Raw genomic sequence first — 21,089 nt, 5'->3', positions numbered from 1 at the left:
ATTTTGGCATCTATAGCCTTAAAAAGACAGAAAACAGGGCCCTTGTTGCCGTGATACAACGAAGAAAGCCAAAAAACTACCTTTTGACAAGCAAAAAGCGCTCCTAATTGCCCTGACCCTGAGATTAGCTGGGCAAAACGAGCAAAATTCACAGGTCCCAGTTTTTTTTGGGCATTACTTTCAATTTATGGAGATTTACAGAATGAAAAAATCGCTATTAGCAGTTGCAGCGTTGTCAGCTATTGCTGGCGCAGCACAAGCACAATCCAGCGTAACAATCTATGGTGTATTGGATGCTGGTTACGTTAACCAAAAATCTGACGGTGCTGGATCAAATTCACGTTCAAATGCATCAAACAGCCTAATCGCTTCTTCTGCTGAGCAGACTAGCCGTTTGGGTTTCAAAGGCACTGAAGATTTGGGCGGCGGTACGTCTGCAATCTTCACTGTTGAGACTGGTCTTCAAGTAACTAACGCAACAGCGTCTGCTTGGAATAACCGTCAATCTTTTGTTGGTTTGAAAAAGAACGGTACAGGTCAGTTCACATTAGGTACTCAGTACACACCAGCTTTCCAAGCTTTGTCAGCAACTGACGTTGGTCAGACTAACAACATGGTTGGTTCTGCTGTTTACCCACAAGAAGTTCCTACTGGTAACGGTAACACTGGCGTAGCTAGCTACCGTGGTTCAGATGGTACTTCTGGTACATCTAACGCAATCACCGTTCGTACAACAAGCACTATCCAGGCTCAGTCTGACAAGTTTGCTGGTTTCTCTTTAGGCGCTTCTTACACACAAAACGGCTCAACAGTTACCAACACAAATACATCAGCTGTAAGTAATAACTGGACTGGTTGGGGCTTAAAAGCTGACTACACATGGAACAAGTTGTATGTTGTAGCTGCTGCAAACCGTTTGAAGTCTAGCAACACAGGCCCAGTTGCTAACAACAACCCAGCAGCTGCTACTGCCTGGACTGGTGCTGGCGGTGGTTTGCAATCTCAAGACAATCAATTTTATGCTGCTGCTACGTATGACTTTGGTATCTTGAAGGCTTACTTACAGTACATCAACAAGAAAGTTTCTTCTACTGTTAACGCTAACTACTACGCACAGCGTAATGCACAACAGATCGGTGTTCGTTCTTACATTACTCCAACAATCGAAGGTTGGGCTAATATCGGTAACGGTAGCACAAGAACTTTTGGCGTTGGTTCAGTTGTACCAAAAGCAAACTTTGTAGCATGGCAAGCTGGTTTGAACTACTATTTATCTAAGCGTACAAACGTTTATGGTATCTACGGTACAAACAACATGAGCTCTGCTCAGCCTGTAAACCCAGCTTTGAATGTGTCTGCATTCGCAGTTGGCGTACGTCACACTTTCTAATTTAACGCTAGCGTAAGCTAGCTAAGAATTAGAGAAGCAACAATTAACCCGCGGTGGAAACACCGCGGGTTTTTTCTTTAGACCAAGCTATTATGAAAAATACTCTGAATAATGGATTAGATGAAATGATGAACAAAACAAAACTGATGGCCTTATTGGCTTTTGCTGCTTTAGGTTTAAGCGGTTGCTTGGCGAGCAGTACCTCGACTAAAGGCGTGAACTGCGTTCAGGGCACACCATTCGCAGATCTGCCAGTTGCTTGTATTGGTGGGAATTAATTGATTTTGATGTGTTCAGGAGGGAGTCCCTCCTGAAAGCGCTGATGCATTGCTTGATAAGCCTTTTCTATATCCTTGACTATCAGGTTTGCATTAAATAAAGGTGAGCTCAGAAGGTTTTTATTGAGCTTAGCTTTGATTGCTTGAAGCATTTCTGGATTGGTAGCTAATTCATGCGCAAGAGCTTCATATTGACTGGCGTTGCTGGTAATGAGCTCTGGCATATCTAATGCGGTCAACATGCTGGTGGCTACTCTGCCGGCAAAAGCAGTTCCAGTACAAGTTAAGACTGGTAGCCCTGCCCAAAGTGCATCACTAGCGGTGGTGTGCGCATTGTAGGGAAGAGTATCTAAAAATAGATCCGCATATTGATGTCTTGCTAAATGCTCAGGCAGAGGAATACGTTTTGCAAAAATGATTCTTGTAGGACTAATGCCTCTAGCTTGCGCTGCGCTTTGAAGATGACGCCTGGCATCTGGGCTATCTTCAATCAACCATAGGACGCTTCCTTGTACAGCGTGAAGCAATCTCATCCAGAGATCAAATAGCTGTGGATGAATTTTGTAGCTATTGTTAAAGCAACAAAAGACAAAGCCCTCTTGGGGTAGCCCTAACTCCCCTATACTAAATTGCTTGCCATCTATTAGTCTTGTTGAATCATTGGGCTGATAGCAATGCGGAAGTTGCACAATCTTTTCCGAATAAAACTGCTGGCTCTCATTTGGAATAACAATCCTGTCAGCAATCAGATAGTCCATATAGCTAGCGCCGATCGTTCCCGGAAAGCCTAAGTAGTTCACTTGGATAGGGGCTGGCTTTTTGGCAAAGATGCCTTGTCTAGGTTTGCCAAAGAAGCCATTCAAGTTCAGCAAAATATCAATTTCTTTATTAAATATGACTGTTGATGCTTGTTCATCTGACATCCTTGAAATATCAATGACTTCATCAAATGCCGCTTCAATCCTTTTACGCCTGAGACTGTTGTCATCCCAGCCATTATCAAAAGCGACTATTTCAAACTGAGATTTGTCGTGGAGTTCCCACAACTCAGTCATCAGCATTGCAGTGGCTTGCTCCCTAAACTCCCCACATAAGTAGCCAATACGGATTTTTTGACCACTTCTTTTGAGATGCTCAAAGTTGAATTGAGGGTCGGACGGAAATTTGTCATTGGAAAAGATTTCCGCGCATTGCTGCAAAAGACTCTCATCATCACAGATGCCCTGAAATCCAAATGGATCAGCTGACTTTTTACGCTCCCGAATATCTTGGCAAATTGAGCGATACAGCCCATCCAGTCCTTTCCAATCGCAGGCTGACATTTTGTCGTGCAACAGGGCGCCTTTTCCAAAGGCAAAGTTAGGATTGAGATTGAGAACTCGTTCAAAGCACTGGGAGGCGGCCTCATAACGCTTGAGTTCAGCGCAGATCACTCCTTTATTGGCCCAAGCTTCAAGGTATTGGGGGTTGATCTCAAGCGCCTTATCGTAGTGCGCTAGGGCTTCCTCATGGCGCTTTAGTTCTGCAAGAGTAACCCCCTTATTTGACCAAGCTTCAACGTATTGGGGGTTAAGCTCAAGCGCCTTATCGTAGTGCGCTAAGGCGTCCTCATAGCGCTTTAGCTCATTCAGGGCGGTGCCCTTATTAGACCAAGCCTCAGCAATATTAGGATTGAGAGCAACAGCCTGATTTAAGGACTGTATTGCCTCTTCATATTGTTTGAGCTCATTGAAAGTAGCTCCCTGATTGATATAAATAGCGGGATCCAGTGGATCTAACTTCAGTGCCTCACCATAATATTTCAGGGCCTCTCGAGGCTCTTTCAGCAGGGAGTAAATAAAGCCCAAGTTATACAAAATAGCAGCATCCCCTTTTTTCGTTAGGGAAAGCTCACTAAAAATCAAAACTGCCTGCGCTAGCCTATTATTTTGGGCACATTCGATCCCAATATTGAAGAGGATGTCTATATTCTCTGCTTTTTCAGCTGTCGCTTCCCGAATCAGCTCCTGAGGCAGGGCGTGAATATTTTCACGGAGCAATTCTAGAATTTGAAGGATTGGCGAAGACATCTCGCTATTGTCCATAAATTACGACTATGAATGCTGCGCCCATTTTCGGCTCATTTTCCCCTAGGGGTGACAGCCATTGTCACGAGGTGTAGATAATGCTAAATTGACCTCTGAATGTCATTTATGATTGCTTATTAAATTTTGCAATAAAAAGCACATAAAAGCGTTTAGTTCACTACCCACATGATTGGAAGAGCATCTTATGAAAATGAAACAAATTAGCCAAATATTAGCTGTCACAGCCCTTGTTGCTATCTCTGGTGCTGCAGTTGCTGCAAGCGCAACGATGGATAAAATTAAATCATCAGGCGCAGTGACTATGGGCGTTCGTGAGTCATCCATTCCAATGTCATATACCACAGGCGATAGCCGCTTTGATGGTTACCATGTCGAAGTCTGCCGTATGATTTTGAATGACATCAAAGACAAGTTGGGGATGAGCACCTTGCGCATCAACTACCAACCAGTTACTTCACAAAATCGCGTGCCTTTAGTACAAAACGGCACCGTAGATATTGAGTGCGGCACAACCACTAATAATGCAAATCGTGCAAAAGATGTAGGCTTTGCTAACACCCTCTATGTTGAGGAAGTACGTATTGCAGTGAAAGCCAATTCAGGTATTAACTCTATTGCACAATTGGCAGGTAAAAAGGTAGCAACCACTACTGGCACTACATCAGTTCAGCTATTGCGTAAACATGAGAAAGCGAACGGCGTGAACTTTGATGAAGTCTTCGGTAAAGACCATGCTGACAGCTTCTTGCTCTTAGAGTCTGGCCGTGCCGATGCATTTGTAATGGATGGTTCGATTTTGGCCGGCAATATTGCTAACTCCAAAAATCCAAAAGACTACAAAATTGTTGGTGAGGTTTTGAGTACAGAGCCAATTGCGATTATGGTTCCAAAAAATGATCCAGAATTCAAGGCCGCTGTAAACGCTGCGATTGCGAAGATTGTCGCTGACAACAAAATGCCAGCGCTTTGGGACAAGTGGTTTTTGAAGCCAATTCCACCAAAAAATATTGTTGTTGGTCTTGAGCTATCTCCTGCAACTAAAAATGCTTGGGCTAACTTAAACGACAAGCCAGCAGAAGATTATGCGCAGAAAAAATAATTTATGGCTTTAGATTTAGGTGTTTTTTGTAAAAGCACCTTAGACGGAGAAGTAGTTGACCACTGCTTCTCCTCCTTATTTGGGCTGGGCCAAAATGCTGATCCAAGTTATTTAGATTGGCTAATGACGGCATGGGGCTGGACCTTGGCAGTTGCGGGTCTGGGTCTCACTATTGCCTTAATCGTTGGTGCCGTGATGGGTACCTTGCGTACGCTCCCAGATACCGGAAGAGGTAGCAGGATGCTGGTGCGTTTCGCAACTGCTTGGGTAGAGTTATTTAGAAATATCCCAGTGTTGGTCCAGGTATTCCTTTGGTATCACGTTATTCCTGCATTTATTGTGCCTTTAAAGCTTTTGCCCTCTTATTGGCTAGTGAGTATTGCTTTGGGTTTTTACACCTCAGCACGTATCGCTGAGCAAGTACGGGCAGGTATTCAGTCATTACCTAGCGGTCAGCGCGCAGCAGCGACGGCCTTGGGTTTAACCACCACCCAAACGTATCGCTACATTATCTTGCCAATGGCTCTGCGCATTGTGATTCCACCGTTGACCTCAGAAAGCATGAACGCTGTTAAGAATTCTTCTGTAGCGTTCGCAGTTTCTGTCCCGGAGCTCACTTTATTTGCCATGCAGGCCCAAGAAGAAACATCGCATGGGGTTGAGATCTATTTGGCAGTAACAGCGCTATATGCACTCTCTGCTTTTGGTGTCAATCGCGTGATGGCATTGATTGAAAAGCGTAGCCGCATACCGGGCTTTATTGTGTCTAACGATGCTGCAGCTCATTAAACGGATCTGATATGTTTAGTCTAGATCTAAGTTTTTATAACTGGGAATTATTTACCAACTACATCCTCAAGGGATTGGTCTTTAGTATTCAGTTAACCGTGATTGCTACGATTGGCGGCATCGTAGTGGGAACCTTCTTGGCATTAATGCGTTTATCAGGACGCCCAGCCTTAGTCTACCCAGCCACGATATACATCAACACCATGCGTTCGATTCCTTTGGTCATGGTGATCCTCTGGTTCTTCTTACTGATTCCAATGTTGATTGGTAAGCCAATTGGCGCAGACCTATCGGCCACCATTACCTTTATTGCTTTTGAGGCTGCATTCTTCGCTGAGATTGTGCGAGCGGGTATTCAGTCTGTTCCTAAGGGGCAAGCCTATGCTGGTGAGGCATTAGGCATGACTTATGGTCAGAACATGCGCTTGATTGTGTTGCCCCAGGCATTTCGTAACATGATTCCTGTTTTCATGACCCAAACCATTATTTTGTTTCAAGATACTTCCTTGGTTTACGCCATTGGCGCGTATGACTTGCTTAAAGGATTTGAGATTGCTGGAAAGAACTATGGCAGGCCGATTGAGACCTATATCTTGGCAGCTGCAACCTATTTTGTGATTTGCTTTTCACTTTCTAAAGTGGTTCGTAAGATTCAAGCCAAAGTCGCGATCATTCGCTAATTTTTATATTGTTACTACCTATTAAATAGACCATCATGATTGAACTTCAAAACGTTTCTAAATGGTATGGATCCTTTCAGGTTCTAACGGATTGCAGTACCTCAATCAATAAGGGTGAGGTCGTTGTGATTTGCGGTCCCTCTGGCTCAGGTAAGTCAACGCTGATTAAAACAATTAATGCTTTAGAGCCATTTCAGAAGGGTGAGATTACCGTTGATGGCATTGCTTTGCATGATCCCAAAACGAATTTACCTAAGTTACGCGCCCGTGTTGGTATGGTGTTTCAGCATTTTGAATTATTTCCTCATCTCAGTATTACTGAAAACTTAACTCTTGCACAAATTAAAGTATTGGGACGCTCCGCTGACGAAGCAAAAACACATGGTTTGAAATATCTTGAGCGTGTTGGTTTGATTGCTCAAAAGGATAAATTTCCAGGACAGCTTTCTGGTGGTCAACAACAGCGTGTCGCCATTGCCCGTGCATTGAGTATGGATCCGATTGTGATGCTCTTTGATGAGCCGACCTCTGCTCTAGATCCAGAGATGGTTGGTGAAGTCTTAGATGTCATGGTGAAGCTGGCAAATGAGGGAATGACGATGTGCTGCGTAACTCATGAGATGGGCTTTGCCCGCAAAGTCAGCAACCGAGTCATCTTTATGGATCAAGGCAGAATTATTGAAGATTGCACTCGGGATGAATTCTTTGGTAACCCAGATGCGCGCTCACCGAGAGCAAAAGATTTCTTATCGAAGATTTTGCCAGGCTAAATAACAGTTACTACTTCGCTTGACCATGTATCGTTGGCTTGGGACGCTTGCCAATTTTGAGGGTGAGCTCAAGCGATTTTCCTTTACGCAATACCTTAATCGTGGCCTCGTTACCCGGCCCTAATTGCGCTATTTGATTGAGTAGCTGACGAACGTCTTTGGTTGATTGGTTATTGACGCCAACGAGAACATCACCAGGTTTGGCTCCTCCGCGGTCCGCAGGCCCACCCTCAAGGACTCCAGAGAGTAAAACACCCTCGGTAGACCCTGCTAGACCAAGCGATTCAGCGAGCTCTTTGGAGAGATTTTGAGGTTCAACGCCAATCCAGCCACGGGTCACAGATCCATTGCTCACAATGGACTCCATCACTTGTTTAGCCAGGTTTACGGGAATGGCAAATCCAATTCCCATTGAGCCACCGTTATTAGAATAGATCGCCGTGTTAATTCCGATGAGATTGCCGCGTGTATCAATCAGCGCACCACCTGAGTTGCCGGGATTAATTGCTGCATCAGTCTGAATAAAATTTTCAAATGTATTGATGCCAACATGATCGCGACCTAAGGCAGAAACAATTCCTGAAGTAACTGTTTGACCAACGCCAAATGGATTGCCAATGGCAAGCACTACATCTCCAACATGAACAGATTCTATTTTTCCAAGCGTAATTGGCGTAGGTAAATTTTTAGCATCAATTTTTAAAACTGCAATGTCTGTCTCTGGATCGCTACCAATGACTTGAGCTTTTAGTTTGCGACCATCAGCTAAAGCAATATCAATTTCAGCAGCATCACTAATGACGTGATGGTTAGTTAGGATGATGCCTTCCGGACTAACGATCACCCCAGAGCCCAAGCTGGAGCTAGGTTCCTCATCCGGAGGCTGACCCCCAAAAAAGAATTTAAATAAAGGATCGCTTGAGTTACTGCCTTTTCGCGATTTGGATTTTGTAGATGCCTTGCTGGTAAAAATATTGACTACTGCAGGCATCGATTTTTTAACCGCCTCATGATATGAGCCCGGACTAAGATGGCCGCTATCGTAAGAACCCTCTTTTAAAGTAATGCTTTCTACAAGTGAAGTACTTTGAATGCCATTAAGCCAACTTGGCTTTAGGATCATCGTGATAAACCACGCCGCTAAAAAAATGGTGACGACTTGTGCAAACAGCAGCCAAAGACGATTCAACATTTTTTGAATTAGCCTAAAGAATTATTTTTGAAGACTATCGCGAATTTCACGGAGTAAAACAATGTCTTCTGGAGTGGGTGGTGGAGGAGGGGCATCTATGATGCGAATTTTGTTCACAATTTTGACCATTTGAAAAATAACAAAGGCCAAAATGAGGAAATTGATCGAAATAGTGATGAAATTGCCGTAGGCAAAGAGGGGTACCCCTGCTTTTTTAAGGGCGTCATAAGTTTTTGGGACACCCTCTGGAATGCGGCCCAAAACGATAAAAAGGTTGGTGAAGTCAATATGACCCCCAAAAAGGGTCGAAATCACTGGCATCACGATGTCATTCACCAAGGAATCAACAATTTTGCCGAAAGCTCCGCCAATAATGACGCCGACAGCTAAATCGATGACATTGCCCCTGACCGCAAAGTCCCGAAATTCCTTTAAAACGCTCATATTTGCCTTCCTTTTTGCTTGAATACAGATTAACCCGAGATTAACCCCATAACTTTCTTCCTCACCCCACTTTTTACTTTAAAATCTTACCTTTAAGCAATTTCCACCCATAAATACCCTTTCTAGGAATTTTGTAAATGAGTGACAAGCCCTCTATGGACAAGGATCGCCGTAACTGGTTGATCGCCACTTCGGCGGTTGGTGGTGCAGGTGCAGCCGCAGCCCTTTACCCTTTTGTTGACAGTTTTCAGCCTTCAGAGCGCGCTAAGGCCGCCGGCGCTGCTGTTGAAATTGATATTTCAGACATGAAGCCTGATGAGATGAGAACTGCGGAATGGCGCGGTAAGCCAGTTTGGGTTGTGCGCCGCACACCAGAGCAAATTGCAGAATTATCCAAAATTGATGGTGAGTTGGCTGATCCTAATTCTTTGCGCGATCCAGCTCAATACACTCCTGCATACGCCCAAAATCAATGGCGCTCAATCAAGCCTGAGTATTTTGTAGTGGTAGGTATTTGCACACACTTGGGCTGCTCCCCAACGCCTAAATTTGAATCCGGTGCACAGCCTTCATTGCCGAATTCTTGGCCAGGCGGTTATCTTTGCCCGTGCCATGGCTCTACTTTTGATATGGCAGGCCGTGTCTATAAAAACAAACCAGCTCCAGATAATCTTGAGGTGCCGCCACATATGTATTTGAGCGATACCAAGATTCTGATTGGCGAAGATAAGAAAGCCTAAGGAGAAATAAATGGCATTTCAAGAAAAAGAAGTCCCTGCAGACGCTTCTGGGGCCCAAAAGTTAATGGCCTGGGTTGACTCCAGGCTGCCAGTTACTGAAGCCTTCAAGAGGCATATGAGCGAGTACTACGCTCCCAAAAATTTGAATTTTTTCTATATTTTTGGTGCGTTAGCAATTGTTGTTTTGGCAATTCAGATCATCACTGGGATTTTTCTAGTAATGAACTACAAGCCTGATGCGGCAAAAGCATTTGAGTCAGTTGAATACATCATGCGAGAGGTTCCTTTCGGCTGGTTGATTCGTTATATGCATTCCACTGGTGCTTCGATGTTCTTCGTGGTTGTTTACATGCACATGTTCCGAGGCTTGATCTATGGTTCATATCGCAAACCGCGTGAGCTGATTTGGATTTTTGGTTGTGCCATTTTCTTGTGCTTGATGGGTGAGGCCTTCTTTGGTTACTTGCTCCCCTGGGGACAGATGTCCTATTGGGGCGCACAAGTGATCGTGAACTTGTTCTCTGCAATTCCATTCATTGGCCCAGATCTTTCTTTGTGGTTGCGTGGTGACTATGTGGTGGGCGACGCTACATTAAATCGTTTCTTCGCATTCCATGTGATTGCCATTCCGTTGGTTTTGATTGGCCTGGTAGCAGCACATATCCTTGCCTTGCATGAAGTGGGTTCCAATAATCCTGACGGTGTTGAGATTAAAAACACCTTGGATGCACAGGGTCATCCTGTAGATGGCATTCCATTCCACCCTTATTACAGCGTTCATGACGTGATGTATTTAGGTGGTTTCTTGATTATTTTTGCTGCAATCGTGTTCTTTGCTCCTGAAATGGGAGGCTATTTCTTAGAGGCGAATAACTTCATTCCAGCAAATCCATTTGTTACACCATCACACATTGCGCCAGTTTGGTATTTCACGCCGTTCTACTCGATGTTGCGTGCAACAACCACCAACTTCTTGCTGCCATTGTGGATTTTCTTGGCTGTGATTTTGGGCATGTTTGCTCTCAACACAAAAGATATGAAGGTGAAGGGCGCATGCGCTGCAATCGCCTTAGCACTAGCTGTTGGCTTCTATCTATTTGATGCGAAGTTCTGGGGCGTTGTGATTATGGGTGGCTCTGTAGTGATTCTATTTTTCTTGCCATGGCTTGATCACTCGCCAGTTAAATCGATTCGCTATCGTCCTCAGTTCCATAAATATATTTATGGAATCTTCGTTGTTGCTTTCATCATCCTGGGTTATTTAGGTATTCAGCCACCATCCCCAGTGTTTGAAAAGATTTCTCAGATATGCACGATTTATTATCTGGGCTTTTTCTTGGCAATGCCGTTCTGGAGCAAGCTTGGTACATTTAAGCCAGTTCCAACCCGCGTTACTTTTGAGGCTCATTAATTCACGCCTGAGATAATGGTAAAGAGAAATTAGGAACTAGTATGAAACGAATTTTGCAAACTTTAATGGGCGTCTGCCAAGTAACTGTATTGGTTGCTGCCCTGGGTTTTGGCCTAACTGCCAATGCAAGCGAAGGTGAATTTCCTTTAGATAAAGCCCCAGATCGCGTAAATAGCAATGCATCTTTGCAAAATGGTGCAAAGATATTTGTGAACTATTGCTTGAACTGCCATTCAGCGGTTAGCATGCGTTACAACCGCTTGCGCGATATTGGTTTGACCGATGAGCAAATTAAAGATAACTTGATTTTTACTGATGCAAAAGTCGGTGATTTGATGACCATTGCCATGACGCCTAAAGAAGGCAAGGCTTGGTTTGGTAAGACTCCTCCAGATTTATCAGTTGAAGCTCGAGCACGTGGAACCGATTGGCTCTACACCTACTTCCGTACCTTTTACAAAGACGATACAACCCAAACAGGTTGGAATAACTTGGTATATCCAAACGTAGGTATGCCTCACGTGCTGTGGCAGTTGCAAGGTATCCGTGCTGCTAACTTTGAAGAGCGTAAAGATCCGCACGATGAGAGCAGAACAGAAAAAGTATTCGTGGGTTTCGAGCAATTGACTCCGGGCACAATGAAGTCACAAGAATATGATGACAACATTGCCGACCTAGTTGCATTTATGTCTTGGATGGCAGAGCCTGTTCAACTTGAGCGTAAGCGCCTTGGCGTTGTAGTGCTCTTGTTCTTGGCGATCTTCACGCTCCTGGCATGGCGCTTGAATAAAGCTTATTGGAAAGATATTCACTAAATTGTTTTACGGGCGTCGATATGGGCGCCCATTAGTGAGGATGTATAAAGCCGCTGTTTGTTGTGCGTTTGTTGTATTGAAGTAGAAATTTAAGGAAATAAATTTATGATGGTGTTGTACTCGGGCACTAACTGCCCATTCTCGCAACGCTGCCGTTTGGTGCTTTTCGAAAAAGGCATGGATTTTGAAATCCGCGATGTCGACTTGTTTAACAAGCCTGAAGATATCTCGGTCATGAACCCATATGGCCAAGTTCCTATTTTGGTTGAACGCGATTTAATTTTGTATGAATCAAACATCATCAATGAATATATTGATGAGCGTTTCCCTCATCCACAGTTAATGCCGCCTGATCCAGTGGCTCGCGCACGTGCACGCCTCTTCCTCTTTAACTTTGAGAAAGAGTTATTTGTGCATGTAGCAGCACTAGAAAATGAAAAAGGCAAAGCTGCTGAAAAGACTCACGAAAAAGCACGTCTTGCGATTCGCGATCGTTTAACTCAGCTTGCGCCGATTTTTGTTAAGAACAAATACATGTTGGGCGACGAGTTTTCAATGTTGGACGTGGCGATTGCACCATTGTTATGGCGTCTTGAGCACTATGGCATTGATCTGTCTCGTAATGCGGCTGCTCTCTTAAAGTACGCAGAGCGTATTTTTAGCAGACCTGCTTACATTGAAGCTCTAACTCCTTCTGAAAAGGTTATGCGCCGCTAATTTGGTTAAGCGGTTCATAACAGGTCAGCATGTCTGACGTTCCAAGCAATAAACCCTACCTAATCCGTGCCCTCCATCAGTGGTGCACGGATTTTGGTTTTACACCCTTCATCGCAGTTTTTGTGGATGCACGGGTTGAAGTGCCCATGGAGTTTGTAAAGAACGACGAAATCGTTTTGAATCTATCTCTTGAGGCTTGCCATCAATTGCAATTGGAAAACGACTGGATCAGTTTTCAAGCGAGATTTGGTGGTATCCCGAGAAAAATTATGGTGCCTGTAAGCCACGTTTTGGCGATCTATGCCCGGGAAAATGGCCAAGGTATGTCATTCCCCTTTGATGCTAGCCAGCACCGTGATTTACACCTGGCGGATTCAAGCGATAAGGCCCCAGAAAAGCCAGCAACCGGCAGGCCGTCCTTGAAGATTGTGAAATAGGCTAAAATATTGTCATTGCCCCTTTAGCTCATCTGGTAGAGCAACTGATTTGTAATCAGTAGGTGGTCTGTTCGAGTCGGACAAGGGGCACCAAAATCAAAAGGCTTCTAGGTTAATTAACTTAGAAGCCTTTTTTCTTTAGGGCTTTTGAGTTATTTCAGAGGGTGCTTTGAGGGAAAAGATGCGTACAGCATTTTTATGGGCAACTTTTTCAATTGTTTCGGGCTTGAGATAGGGCAAGACGCTAGTTCTTAACTCGCTAATAATTTCAGAATAAGATGCATCAATTCCACAGCAGGGATCTGAACCTAGCATCACTTGATCTGGGTAGGCTTCAATAAACTTTATCCAATTGCTATAGAGGCCGCCAGAATCATAAGCATGTGGTGATCTTGGAATATTGAGTCGATTCACATGAACAGCACCCAAACTGGATAACTCGCATACGATATTTTTTTGTTTACTAAGTATTCTGGCAACTTGATCTGCATTCTTTGTACTAAGGCAGTGTGATAGAACTGTGGTCGTATTTGGATAATCTGCTGATAAATTCAAAATATCTTTCTCAAAGTCGCCATCAAACTCCGCATGTATTTGAATAAAGCCGCTATATCGATTGGCTATCTCATAAAACTTCCGCATTGCAGGATTATCTGTTCTGATGCTGCGCCGAATTCTTGGGGGCCCACTTGAGTGATTATCAGTATGAAATTCCCCAAAACCCTTGATTTTCCCCTCTGCAAATAGCTTTTCTGAGCGAAGGTATAAATCTTTAAAGGTTTCATTTTCAGGATTGCTTAATCCACTTCTACCATCCTTAAAAAATACCTTAAAGAACTCAGGTTGACCAACTGCGGGAATATATCTATCGCCTAGCTCCGCCTGTACGTCCTCTCGGTAATCGCCAACTGCTCCACCCCATTGAACTCCATTGGCATCCATCATTTCGCGCCACCAAGTTGCAGATCGTGGATTTTGTTGATAGGTGTGCATATGAACATCGGCAATGGGCACTACCTTAGCCAATTCAATTGATTGAGAATTAGCTTGTGCATAACCCCAGCTTGAAAAAATAAGCAGACATAGGAAAAGAGCATGTTTAGCCATGATTTATTTTAGTGATGCAAATTTGTTTTATGTGTTTCTGGTAAATAGAGCAGGGCAATGATCGCGCCACTGGCTAAGAAGATGGTTGGATACCAGAGGCCAGCGACATCACTCTCCCATTTTTGGTTCAGCCAGGTCACGATTAGTGGCAATAAACCACCTATCCATCCAGCAGCTAAATTATGTGGAAAAGTTGCCGCAGAGTTTCTGGTCTTCGCTGGGAAGAGTTCAGCCAGTAGCGCCGTTTGAGGTCCAACCACCAAAGCAAGGGCAAGCGAGAGAATGGTTAGCAGTAGGGCAATCATGCCCACATTGTTTGCTTGTCCATATTGTTGAAGCAATTGATAGGCGGGATGAATACATATTGCACCCAGAAAAAGCCCGCTTACTACAACAGGCTTGCGCCCAATCTTGTCAGATAGCCAGCCTGCAAAAAGTGTCAGTGGAAATAAGGCTAGGGTTGCATAGATGCTGAGTTGATCAACTAATTGTGGCGCTAGTTTGACTGAGGTTTTTAGAAAGATTGCCGTATATACCTGGACAGAAAAGAAGAGTACTGCGCCACCTGCAGAAATACAAAAGAAGAGTAAGAACATGCGCTTGCGTGTATGAGCGTCCTTGAAATTGCTTCGCAAAGGATTTTTAACTTTGACGCTGCTCTTATTGAGTTCCAGAAATACGGGAGTTTCTTCTAGCGCCATCCGTGCCTTAAAGGCGATCAGCAAAAGAATAATAGAAACCCAAAACGGCACACGCCATCCCCAGGAGAGAAATTCTTCATTGGTGAGGTAATAGCGCAAGATAGCAATTTGCAAAGTGGAAAATAAAATACCAAGCGGCCCCATCAGTTGTAAGAAGCTGGTTTTGAAGCCCCGATATTGATCCCCAGCATGCTCAGTTAAATAGACGGCGCTTCCGCCGATTTCGCCGCCAGCGGATAGCCCTTGCATTAAACGTAGCCCCACCAAGAGGATGGGAGCCCAAATACCAATTTGTGCATAGCTGGGTAAAAAGCCGACGCTAAAAGTTGCTATACCCATCAAAGCGATTGTGATCATGAAGACGGGCTTACGGCCGATACGGTCGCCCATAGAGCCAAAAATAGCCGCTCCAATAGGCCTTACTACCATTCCAACGCCGAATGTCGCTAAGCTCGCCAGAAGGCCGGCATTAGGGTCGCTTGAGGGGAAGAATAGTGGTCCAAAAATAACCGCCAAGGTGGCAAAGGTGAGAAAGTCATACCACTCCAAAAAAGTACCAAAACAGGCTGCAGTAGCTACTTTTCGGTAAGATTGGGTAGAATTATTAGATTCTAAGTTATTGATTTTATTCAATTTAATACTTCTTCAGTAAATATTTGTTGCATAGCAGCAAAAAGTTCTTGCTTTGTCATATTGCTTCAGTTAAAGTTTCATGGTGCAGTGCAATATTTAAGGTAAATGAATTCTCCTTAAATGCACTTAATTGACTAGTTGTACCACTTAATTACTGGAGAAATACATGAACCAAGAACAAATCACCGCTAAATTGTCCCAAATTAACAGCAAGGGCCTCGAGACTTCATTTTCTTTGAGCGAAGCTGCTTTGGAAAATGCTCAGAAATTGGCTGAGTTGAACTACGCTGCTTCTAAAGATGCATTGGTAAATGCTCAAGACGGTATTCAACAAGTTTTGACTGCTAAAGACCTAAAACAAGTTACTGAAATGTTGAGCGCTGACACATTGCAAGCTGCTGGTAACCAAGCTGCTGCTTATCAAAAGAAAGTAACTAAGGTTTTACGTGATGGCAATAAGGAATTTGCAAATGTAGTTGATGCAAGCATTGACCAATTGCAAGATGGTTTCCAAGATTGGATCAACACTGTTGCCGCTAATGCACCTGCTGGTTCAGACGTATTTGTGTCTTCTTTTAAAACTGTATACGGTAGCGCATTGCAAGGTTTCGAGCAGTTCCGTGCTGCTAGCAAAGAAGCTTTTGCAACTGCAGAAAAAACTGCTGATCAAGCAATCGACGCTGTTCAAGGTCAGATTGCTCAAGTTAAGAAAGCTGCTACACCTGCATCACGTAGCCGTAAATCTGCTTAATTAACTTTGATAAGTTAGTTGTAGTTTCGTAATACGATTTAAAGAAAACCCCGCATAGTGAAAGCTAAGCGGGGTTTTTATTTACCTTAAAAAGTAGAGGACTTACTCAGGGTCTGCAGCAGATTCAATTAAGGGCGCAGCCAGATTTTTACTAGGCTTGACCCCAAGCTCCCGAACCTTCTCAGCGGAGCGAATGAGATTACCCTTACCGCTTTTTAGTTTATTGAATGCATCGTGGTAACTAGTTTGCGCTTGATCTAAGCGTTGCCCCAGTTTCTCTAGATCATCTACAAAGCCAACAAACTTATCGTAGAGGTTGCCGCATTGTTTTGCAATTTCCAAAGCATTACGATTCTGATGATCTTGTCTCCATAAGTGCGCAACTGTTCTTAAAGTAGCCATTAAGGTGCTTGGACAAACCAGCACAATATTTTTTGCTAGTGCTTCTTGATAGAGATTGGGTGCTGTTTTGAGTGCCAATAAAAAGGCAGGCTCAATTGGTACGAACATCAACACAAAATCGACTGAACCAATGCCATATAAGGAGCTGTAGTTCTTGCCAGAAAGACCTTGAATATGTTGGCGTAATGACTGGATATGCGCCGCCAGCTCTAGCTCAGCCGCCGCTGGATCAGTAGCCTCAGCATGCCGTGCATAAGCGGTAATGGATACTTTGCTGTCCACCACCAGACTTCTGCCCTCTGGTAGTTTGACCACTACGTCAGGCTGCAAACGCGAGCCATCAATTTGGGTGTGGCTGTCTTGAACTAAATACTCTTCACCTTTACGCAGCCCTGAAGACTCCAAAATAGACTCAAGGACCAATTCACCCCAATTACCTTGAACTTTGGAATCCCCTTTTAAGGCTTGCGTCAAAGAACGAGTCTCATCTGACATCTTCAAGTTCAAATTGGCTAAACGTTCAATTTCACTTCTTAGGGCAAAGCGTTCACGAGCTTCATTGCCATAAGAGGTGTTCACCTGCTCTTTGAACTCAGTGAGTTTGGTTTGGAGTGGTTTGAGGATGGCATCTAAGCTGGCGGCATTTTGTTCGGTGAAACGCTTGGATTTATCTTCCAGAATCTCATTAGCTAGATTCTTGAATTGATTTGTTAAAGCTTCTTTAGCTTCATTCAGCGATTCGATTCTGCCCAAACCTTGCTTGCGCTCGGAATCCAACTCTGCTTCTAAGCGAATGGCATTTTGTAATGCCTGATCGCGCTCGGTGCGCAGGGTGATGGCTAGTGAAGCTTCTGTTTGGGCTTGTAATTCAGTACGAGCTAAGGCTGAACGTAAATTCAACACATAAACTAAAAGGCCTACACATAAAGCAAATGGTAGGCCAAAAAGTACTAGAGAACTTAAATCAAAAGTCACGAAAGCAATACGAAATTAGGCTTGTACGATCTTTTGCAATTCACCAGATTGAAACATTTCAGTCATGATGTCAGAGCCACCAATAAATTCACCGTTGATATAGAGCTGAGGAATCGTTGGCCAATTTGAAAACTGTTTGATGCCTTGACGAATGCCTTCATCTTCTAATACGTTCACGGTATGCAACTTCTCAACACCGCTTGCACGCAGGATATTGATGGCGTTTCCTGAAAATCCACACTGTGGAAACTGAGCAGTACCTTTCATAAACAAGACCACGGGATGGCTTGTCACGATTTCTTTAATTTGAGCTTGTGTATCCATAAATTCTTTCTAGAAGAGCGGTGTTTCTGTAAATGCGCCTGTGAAAATCTACGCTTGCTTAATTTTAAGACTTTATCCCAAAAAGGGTTATTCAAATACCTTATTTTCTACCAGAGGCTACCCGGCGGTGGCCCGCCAGATCCAGGTGGGTTTGAATATCCTCCAGGCCTGCAGACTTCATCAGTGCGACTACGGCATCTGACTGATCGAATCCGTGTTCGACTGCAATCAGCCCTTTTGGATTTAAGTGCAGTTTGGCCTTGGAGATGATGGCAGCTAAACAACTTAGGCCATTCGCTTGATCAGTTAGCGCATGGATTGGTTCAAAGCGTAGGTCACCTTGTTGTAGGTGGGGATCCCCTTTTTCTATATAAGGGGGATTACTCAAAATGAGATCAAAAGTAGCCTCTCTCTCAATGGCCTCATACCAACTACCTTGTACAAACTGTACTTGGCGCTCTAGCTTTAAATATTGCGCATTGGATCTAGCTATTGCTAATGCTTCTGGAGCTTGATCAGTTGCAACAACCTGAGAGTCTGGTGCTGCGCTCGCAATAGCAAGGGCAATTGCGCCAGAGCCAGTGCCCAAATCTAGTATCTGGGCTTTGCCGCCTAAGCGAGAGATCTCTAAAAGCCCAATCTCAACCAGGAGCTCAGTTTCTGGGCGGGGAATTAATACCCCTGGCGCCACTTGTAATTCAATATTGTGAAATCCCTTTTTACCCACGAGATAGGCAATCGGTTCACCATTAAGGCGTTTAGTTTCTAGTAGCTTCCAGTCTGCGAGGGCAATTGGGCTGAGCTCCATATCATCCCGAGATAGTAGGGCTGACCGAGGAAGCTGATAGTGCTTATCTAGAACATGGGCTAGTAATAAGCGCGTATCGCTTTGAGGAAGGGTAGAACTGCGCAACAAGTCACGCAATGACAAATTAGCACCCATTTTTTATTAGCTATCGCCCAGGGCAGCGAGTAATTCAGCCTGATGTTCGGAAGCCAGAGCGTTGCAAAGATCATCAATATCACCATCCATCATGGCATCAATTTTGTAGAGCGTAAGATTAATGCGGTGATCTGTGATGCGTCCCTGCGGAAAGTTATAAGTCCGAATACGGTCGCTACGATCACCAGAGCCAATTAATGATTTACGAGTTTGTGCTTCAAGCTGATGCTTTTCACGCTCACGCGCATCCATGATGCGAGACACTAAGACCTTCATTGCCTGTTCGCGATTACGGTGCTGACTTCTATCATCCTGACATTCCACAACCGTACCGGTAGGTAGATGTGTGATACGTACTGCAGAGTCCGTTTTATTGATGTGCTGGCCACCTGCACCAGAGGCGCGGAAGGTATCAATCCGCAATTCAGCTGGATTGATTTTGACAGCCTCTAATTCATCTGCTTCAGGCATGACAGCCACGGTACAGGCCGATGTGTGGATGCGACCTTGAGTCTCCGTTTGGGGAACCCGTTGCACACGATGTCCACCAGACTCAAATTTGAGTCGAGAATATACTGCCTGCCCAACCAGGCGGAGTACAACTTCTTTATAACCACCTAAGTCAGATTCAGCGGCACTAACGACTTCTACTTTCCAGCCTTGGCGTTCAGCAAAGCGGGTGTACATGCGGAGTAAGTCACCAGCAAATAGGGCGCTCTCATCACCACCAGTACCAGCACGAATTTCTAAGAACACATTCCGCTCATCGTTTACATCTTTGGGTAGCAGGAGCTTTTGTAAGGCCCCCTCCAGCTCTTCCATCGTCGCTTGCGCTTGCTTTTGCTCCTCATCGGCAAAGTCCTTCATCTCAGGGTCTTTGCGCATTTCCTCTGCGGCTTGAGCATCTGCTTCAGCCTGCTTGTATAAGCCAAATTGCTCTACAACAGTGGCGATATCAGAATGCTCGCGCGTGAGCTTCCGATAAGCATCCATATCTTTGGTTGCTTCTTCAGAAGTTAAAAGAGAGTTGAGTTCGGCTAAGCGCGTGTCTAGATGATCTAGCTTAGCCCGCATGCTGGGCTTCATCTAATGGTCTTCTGGTTTGGAATGCGAGGCAAATAATTTAGGCAGTAACTTCACTAGGGCATCACGCTCTGCGCCGTTAGAGTGCTGGAGTGCATGAAGAGACCCATGCAAGAATTTATTAGTCAGACCTTGAGCCATAGCATTGAGAACTTCTTGAGGATCATCGCCGCGCATCAGGCGCTTCATGGCGCGTTCAAGCTCAAGTTGTCTTAAGCGTTCACCTTGTTGTTGAATGTCTTGAATGATGGGCACTGCATTGCGGCCATGCATCCAGTGCATAAAGTTACCAACGCGATCTTCGATAATCGCCTCAGCTTGACTTACTGCAGCTTGACGTAAATTGGCACCCGTTTGAATCATGACGCCAAGGTCGTCGACGGTGTAGAGGTAGACGTCATCTAATCTAGCAATTTCCGGCTCAATGTCGCGAGGAACCGCTAGGTCAATCATGACCATAGGCTTATGGCGCCGTTGTTTTAAGGCGCTTTCAACCATGCCTAGACCAATAATCGGTAAAGAAGAGGCAGTACTGGAAACGATGATGTCAAATTCATGAAGACGTCCAGGAAGCTCGGATAGCCTGAAAGAATCAGCCTGAACATCTTGTGCAGAGATAGAGTCTGCTAATTCTTGGCCGCGTTCAATTGTGCGATTAGCAATAGATACATTTTTTGGTTTACGCGAAACAAAATGCGTTGCACACAGGGTAATCATGTCACCTGCACCAATGAATAAAATCCGCTGATCAGAAATCTTTTCAAAGATACGCTCCGATAAGCGCACTGAAGCAGCTGCCATCGAAATAGAATGCGCGCCAATTTCAGTAGAGCCACGTACTTCTTTTGCAACAGCAAATGTCTTCTGAAAGAGTTGATTGAGGTAAGTGCCAAGTACACCCGCATCATTAGCGGTGCGAACGGCATCTTTCATTTGCCCTAAGATTTGGGTTTCACCAATCACCATCGAGTCTAATCCGCACGCCACTCTAAAGGCGTGACGTACTGCATCTGATTGGGGAAGGGAATAAATGTGGGGTTGCAGGCTGCTTGGTGCAAGTTGTTGGGTTTTAGCGAGCCAATCAAAAGTGGCTTCATGCAAAAGGCCAGCAGCACTCGCATCATTCGCAGCGCAGTAGACTTCAGTGCGGTTGCAGGTTGACAAAATCGTAGCCTCAGGCAGCCCAGCCTGATTCGCGCCAACTAAGTGTTGGCGAAGATCGTGCAACGCTTCTTGAAGAAATTCAGGATCAAAGGCAACTTTTTCCCGAATGGCGACCGGCGCTGTGTGATGATTGATGCCGAGTGTCAACAACTTCATA

At 44.6% G+C, this 21,089-nt stretch carries 22 protein-coding genes and 1 tRNA gene; 13 read left to right on the top strand and 10 right to left on the bottom strand.

The window, feature by feature from the left end; translation table 11 throughout:
• Positions 1-202: 202 nt before the first annotated feature.
• Both ICN41_RS08005 and ICN41_RS08000 read left to right on the top strand, forming a co-directional pair.
• Positions 203-1,390: a porin gene (locus tag ICN41_RS08005; protein WP_216292417.1), complete on the top strand. Its 1,188-nt coding sequence runs from the start codon at positions 203-205 to the stop codon at positions 1,388-1,390.
• 128 nt (positions 1,391-1,518) lie between these two features.
• The gene (locus tag ICN41_RS08000) at positions 1,519-1,668 is read left to right on the top strand and encodes a hypothetical protein (RefSeq protein ID WP_216292416.1); all 150 of its coding nucleotides are present in this window, start codon (positions 1,519-1,521) and stop codon (positions 1,666-1,668) included.
• Here ICN41_RS08000 and ICN41_RS07995 read toward each other — a convergent pair.
• Positions 1,665-3,737 (bottom strand): tetratricopeptide repeat protein, encoded by a 2,073-nt coding sequence (locus ICN41_RS07995; protein WP_216292415.1) that lies wholly within the window; start codon positions 3,735-3,737, stop codon positions 1,665-1,667. The genes ICN41_RS08000 and ICN41_RS07995 overlap by 4 nt on opposite strands.
• Before the next feature lie 208 nt (positions 3,738-3,945).
• Here ICN41_RS07995 and ICN41_RS07990 point away from each other — a divergent pair, with 208 nt between their 5' ends.
• Genes ICN41_RS07990 through ICN41_RS07975 form a run of 4 tightly spaced genes read left to right on the top strand, consistent with a single transcriptional unit; the run spans position 3,946 to position 7,093 of the window.
• Positions 3,946-4,854 (top strand): amino acid ABC transporter substrate-binding protein, encoded by a 909-nt coding sequence (locus ICN41_RS07990; RefSeq protein WP_216292543.1) that lies wholly within the window; start codon positions 3,946-3,948, stop codon positions 4,852-4,854.
• A gap of 3 nt (positions 4,855-4,857) precedes the next feature.
• Positions 4,858-5,643, top strand: coding sequence for an amino acid ABC transporter permease (locus tag ICN41_RS07985; RefSeq protein ID WP_216292414.1), 786 nt, complete (start codon positions 4,858-4,860; stop codon positions 5,641-5,643).
• An 11-nt stretch (positions 5,644-5,654) separates the two neighbouring features.
• Positions 5,655-6,323 (top strand): amino acid ABC transporter permease, encoded by a 669-nt coding sequence (locus ICN41_RS07980; RefSeq protein WP_216292413.1) that lies wholly within the window; start codon positions 5,655-5,657, stop codon positions 6,321-6,323.
• A 35-nt stretch (positions 6,324-6,358) separates the two neighbouring features.
• Entirely contained in the window at positions 6,359-7,093 is a 735-nt protein-coding gene (locus ICN41_RS07975; RefSeq protein ID WP_216292412.1) for an amino acid ABC transporter ATP-binding protein, read from the top strand.
• Positions 7,094-7,103: 10 nt separating this feature from the next.
• Here ICN41_RS07975 and ICN41_RS07970 read toward each other — a convergent pair whose 3' ends face one another.
• Positions 7,104-8,285, bottom strand: coding sequence for a trypsin-like peptidase domain-containing protein (locus tag ICN41_RS07970; RefSeq protein ID WP_216292411.1), 1,182 nt, complete (start codon positions 8,283-8,285; stop codon positions 7,104-7,106).
• A gap of 21 nt (positions 8,286-8,306) precedes the next feature.
• Positions 8,307-8,729: a large conductance mechanosensitive channel protein MscL gene (mscL, locus tag ICN41_RS07965; RefSeq protein ID WP_216292410.1), complete on the bottom strand. Its 423-nt coding sequence runs from the start codon at positions 8,727-8,729 to the stop codon at positions 8,307-8,309.
• Positions 8,730-8,866: 137 nt separating this feature from the next.
• On the opposite strand from mscL, the gene petA reads away from it, so the two are divergent.
• From petA to ICN41_RS07935, 6 genes are all read left to right on the top strand, one after another.
• Entirely contained in the window at positions 8,867-9,469 is a 603-nt protein-coding gene (gene petA / locus ICN41_RS07960) for a ubiquinol-cytochrome c reductase iron-sulfur subunit (protein WP_216292409.1), read from the top strand.
• 10 nt (positions 9,470-9,479) lie between these two features.
• Positions 9,480-10,880: a cytochrome bc complex cytochrome b subunit gene (locus tag ICN41_RS07955; protein ID WP_216292408.1), complete on the top strand. Its 1,401-nt coding sequence runs from the start codon at positions 9,480-9,482 to the stop codon at positions 10,878-10,880.
• Positions 10,881-10,921: 41 nt separating this feature from the next.
• Positions 10,922-11,695, top strand: coding sequence for a cytochrome c1 (locus tag ICN41_RS07950; protein WP_216292407.1), 774 nt, complete (start codon positions 10,922-10,924; stop codon positions 11,693-11,695).
• A gap of 105 nt (positions 11,696-11,800) precedes the next feature.
• The gene (locus ICN41_RS07945) at positions 11,801-12,412 is read left to right on the top strand and encodes a glutathione S-transferase N-terminal domain-containing protein (protein WP_028819209.1); all 612 of its coding nucleotides are present in this window, start codon (positions 11,801-11,803) and stop codon (positions 12,410-12,412) included.
• Between the two features lie 29 nt (positions 12,413-12,441).
• Positions 12,442-12,849: a ClpXP protease specificity-enhancing factor gene (locus ICN41_RS07940; RefSeq protein ID WP_216292406.1), complete on the top strand. Its 408-nt coding sequence runs from the start codon at positions 12,442-12,444 to the stop codon at positions 12,847-12,849.
• Positions 12,850-12,866: 17 nt separating this feature from the next.
• A tRNA-Thr gene (locus tag ICN41_RS07935) sits at positions 12,867-12,942 on the top strand.
• 45 nt (positions 12,943-12,987) lie between these two features.
• On the opposite strand, the gene ICN41_RS07930 is transcribed toward ICN41_RS07935, so the two are convergent.
• Both ICN41_RS07930 and ICN41_RS07925 read right to left on the bottom strand, forming a co-directional pair.
• Positions 12,988-13,956: an amidohydrolase family protein gene (locus tag ICN41_RS07930; protein ID WP_216292405.1), complete on the bottom strand. Its 969-nt coding sequence runs from the start codon at positions 13,954-13,956 to the stop codon at positions 12,988-12,990.
• Between the two features lie 8 nt (positions 13,957-13,964).
• Positions 13,965-15,290: an MFS transporter gene (locus ICN41_RS07925; protein WP_216292404.1), complete on the bottom strand. Its 1,326-nt coding sequence runs from the start codon at positions 15,288-15,290 to the stop codon at positions 13,965-13,967.
• Positions 15,291-15,456: 166 nt separating this feature from the next.
• Here ICN41_RS07925 and ICN41_RS07920 point away from each other — a divergent pair, with 166 nt between their 5' ends.
• Entirely contained in the window at positions 15,457-16,041 is a 585-nt protein-coding gene (locus ICN41_RS07920; RefSeq protein WP_216292403.1) for a phasin family protein, read from the top strand.
• Positions 16,042-16,143: 102 nt separating this feature from the next.
• On the opposite strand, the gene rmuC is transcribed toward ICN41_RS07920, so the two are convergent.
• The 5 genes from rmuC to hemA form a co-directional block, all read right to left on the bottom strand.
• Positions 16,144-17,418, bottom strand: a complete 1,275-nt coding sequence (gene rmuC, locus ICN41_RS07915) for a DNA recombination protein RmuC (protein ID WP_216292402.1) — start codon at positions 17,416-17,418, stop codon at positions 16,144-16,146.
• 15 nt (positions 17,419-17,433) lie between these two features.
• On the bottom strand, positions 17,434-17,742 hold the full coding sequence (gene grxD / locus ICN41_RS07910) for a Grx4 family monothiol glutaredoxin (protein WP_216292401.1): 309 nt from the start codon (positions 17,740-17,742) through the stop codon (positions 17,434-17,436).
• A 100-nt stretch (positions 17,743-17,842) separates the two neighbouring features.
• A complete protein-coding gene (prmC, locus tag ICN41_RS07905) occupies positions 17,843-18,685 on the bottom strand; it encodes a peptide chain release factor N(5)-glutamine methyltransferase (protein ID WP_216292400.1) in 843 nt (280 codons plus the stop codon).
• 6 nt (positions 18,686-18,691) lie between these two features.
• Positions 18,692-19,771, bottom strand: a complete 1,080-nt coding sequence (gene prfA / locus ICN41_RS07900; RefSeq protein WP_216292399.1) for a peptide chain release factor 1 — start codon at positions 19,769-19,771, stop codon at positions 18,692-18,694.
• Positions 19,772-21,088, bottom strand: coding sequence for a glutamyl-tRNA reductase (hemA, locus tag ICN41_RS07895; RefSeq protein ID WP_216292398.1), 1,317 nt, complete (start codon positions 21,086-21,088; stop codon positions 19,772-19,774). It abuts the gene before it with no gap.
• Between the last annotated feature and the right edge of the window lies 1 nt (position 21,089).

Source organism: Polynucleobacter sp. 15G-AUS-farblos (genome assembly GCF_018882445.1).
GTDB lineage: Bacteria > Pseudomonadota > Gammaproteobacteria > Burkholderiales > Burkholderiaceae > Polynucleobacter.
This window is presented reverse-complemented; position numbering and strand designations above follow the sequence as displayed.